Source organism: Embleya sp. NPDC059213 (genome assembly GCF_042754445.1).
Taxonomy (GTDB): Bacteria; Actinomycetota; Actinomycetes; order Streptomycetales; family Streptomycetaceae; genus Embleya.
Window position 1 is genome coordinate 1 of sequence record NZ_JBHZAV010000400.1, and the last position, 2,060, is coordinate 2,060.

Below are 2,060 nucleotides of genomic sequence, written 5' to 3' on the forward strand. Positions count from 1 at the left end.
GACCTCGGTCGAGCCGCGCTCGGGGCCCCACACGTCCAGCCCGGCGTACGCGGGCTGCCACTCGTCCCGGTAGGCCAGGCGCAGTGGTTCGGGGAGTCGGCCGATCACGGTCGCGACCGTGTCCGCGCTCGCGCCGTCCAGGAGCCACGGCAGGTATCGGGGACTGTCGTCGCCGATCCGGAGGGCGTGCTCGAAACCGAAGCGCTGGAGCAGTTCCGGCGTGGCGTGCCGGTCGATGATCACCAGTGCCTCGTCCTCTTCGTGCTTGAGGTGCGCGCCCAGCCCACCCACCAGGCGCTCGACGATCGTCGCCAGCCGCTCCGGCCCGCCCTCGCGGTCCGCGAGCGCGGTGTCGACGGCGTCCAGACCGGGATCGACGACGGCGTGCTCGGCCTCCATCGCCTCGATCACGGCGAGTTCGTCCGGAAGGTCTCGCACCGCCGCCCGGATCACCGGCCACAACACGTCGTCCTCGGCGCCGTGGTGGACGTGCAGGTAGCTCTTGAACAGTTCCCAGCCGAGCGCTGCCTGGAGCACTTGGCGCGGGTCGTCGGTCGCCTCGGCGGTGATCTTGGCGATCCGCCCGAGTTCCCGACGGAGCGCGTCGTGGAACGCGTACATCATCGACATGTCGTTCTTGAAGGTCTTGCCGGTCATGGTGTGCTCCGATTTCGCGGTCTGTCGACCTCGACGGTGTCGGCGGCGACTCGTTGTCACCCGACACACCCATGACGGCTCCGGGTCCACGAATGTGACCGGTCCGCGCCCACGACTTTCCCGCCGGCGCGCCTGCGGGTGCCCGCCCCCGCGTGCCGGCGGCGGGCGCATCGGCCCTCGAACCGGTCGTTGTCCGCCCGATCGGACATCATGGGGAGATGAACACGCATCGGCCACGAGGCACCTGCGGCGTGTGCGGTCGCCGCGTCGCGGTGACCGAGACGCACGCCCTCTGGCGGCACGACGATCCCGGCCACGCCCGCACCGACGACGCACCGATCTCCTGCCGGGGCTCGTGGACGCCGGCCGTCGAGGCGACCGGCCGGGCCGACCGGGCCGGCGGCCCCACCCAACTCGACCTGCTCGGCCTCGGCGATCTTCCGGACGCGGGCCACGACGCCGATGCGGTCCCGGCGCCGGCCGGCGGCTCATTCGGTCGCTGAGCCGGGCCGATCGGCGGCCACCGCCCGTGCGGTGGCCAGCAGTTCCACGATCGTGCCGGTGAAGTCCGGGAACAGGCGCAGTGCCACGATCCACGCCTCGGCGTCGCCGCCCAGGTATTCGGCGACCAGAGCGTTCGCCTCGACCCGGGGCACGCCCGAGGCCCACCATTCGGGAGAGGTGCGCGCGTCGACGCCGGCGAGGATCGACAACACCACCCGGGCGGGACGGGCATACCGCAGCAGGTCGGCGCCGGACAGCCGGCCGTCGACCAGCGCCTCGTGCAGCCACGGTTCGTTCCGGGCCTGCTCGGGCAATCCCCTGGCCAGCAGCGCGACCGACAACTCGTATGAGCAGTCCGGGATTTCCGCGAGTCGAAGATGCAGCGCCGCGGGCAACGCGGCGGCCCGATGCGCGCGGAGCAGTTCCGCCCACGGGAGGTCGCCGCCGTCGGCGAGGATGTCGTCGACCCGCTCACGCTGTTCCCGGTCATCGCCGTCGCGCAGGTGCGCCACGACCCGTTCGGGATCCTCCTCGCCGGCCAGCCGCGCGCCGAGCACGGCCAGGCCGTCGGATCGCCCGAAGGCGTCCTCGATCGCCTCGCGCGTGGCGAGGGGGAACTCGGCCTCGGTCAGCAACCGCCGCGCCCGGGTGCGGCCGTGTCGAGTCCACACCCCGACGACCACCCGCAACCGGCCGGCCTCGGTGCGCAGCGGCAGCCGGTTGACGACGACCCGGGCCACCTCCGGATCGCCCGAGGTCATTCCCGCGGTCAGCCAGTCGGCGCAGCGGCCCAGCTCGGCGTCCCACAGCAGGGTCGTGAGCGGGCCGGGCACCGGGCCTCGGGTGCCGTCGCGGCGAACGCCCGCCAGCAGCCGGGCCCGTTCGTTGTCGGGCAGCAG

General features: G+C 73.2%; 3 protein-coding genes. 1 reads left to right on the forward strand and 2 read right to left on the reverse strand.

The window, feature by feature from the left end:
- Nucleotides 1-657, reverse strand: a 657-nt coding sequence (locus tag ACFXMF_RS47600) for a hemerythrin domain-containing protein (RefSeq protein WP_379991153.1), incomplete at its 3' end; no start/stop codon positions are given.
- Nucleotides 658-875: 218 nt separating this feature from the next.
- Here ACFXMF_RS47600 and ACFXMF_RS47605 point away from each other — a divergent pair.
- The gene (locus tag ACFXMF_RS47605; protein ID WP_380017921.1) at nucleotides 876-1,160 is read left to right on the forward strand and encodes a hypothetical protein; all 285 of its coding nucleotides are present in this window, start codon (nucleotides 876-878) and stop codon (nucleotides 1,158-1,160) included.
- On the opposite strand, the gene ACFXMF_RS47610 is transcribed toward ACFXMF_RS47605, so the two are convergent.
- Nucleotides 1,146-2,060: hypothetical protein (locus ACFXMF_RS47610; protein ID WP_380021334.1), on the reverse strand; the 915-nt coding region annotated here is incomplete at its 5' end. The two genes, ACFXMF_RS47605 and ACFXMF_RS47610, sit on opposite strands and share 15 nt — an antisense overlap.

Excerpts from the sequence above, each read along its gene's own strand:
- ACFXMF_RS47605 (WP_380017921.1), top strand. The coding sequence starts at position 876 with ATGAACACGCATCGGCCACGAGGCACCTGCGGCGTGTGCGGTCGCCGC.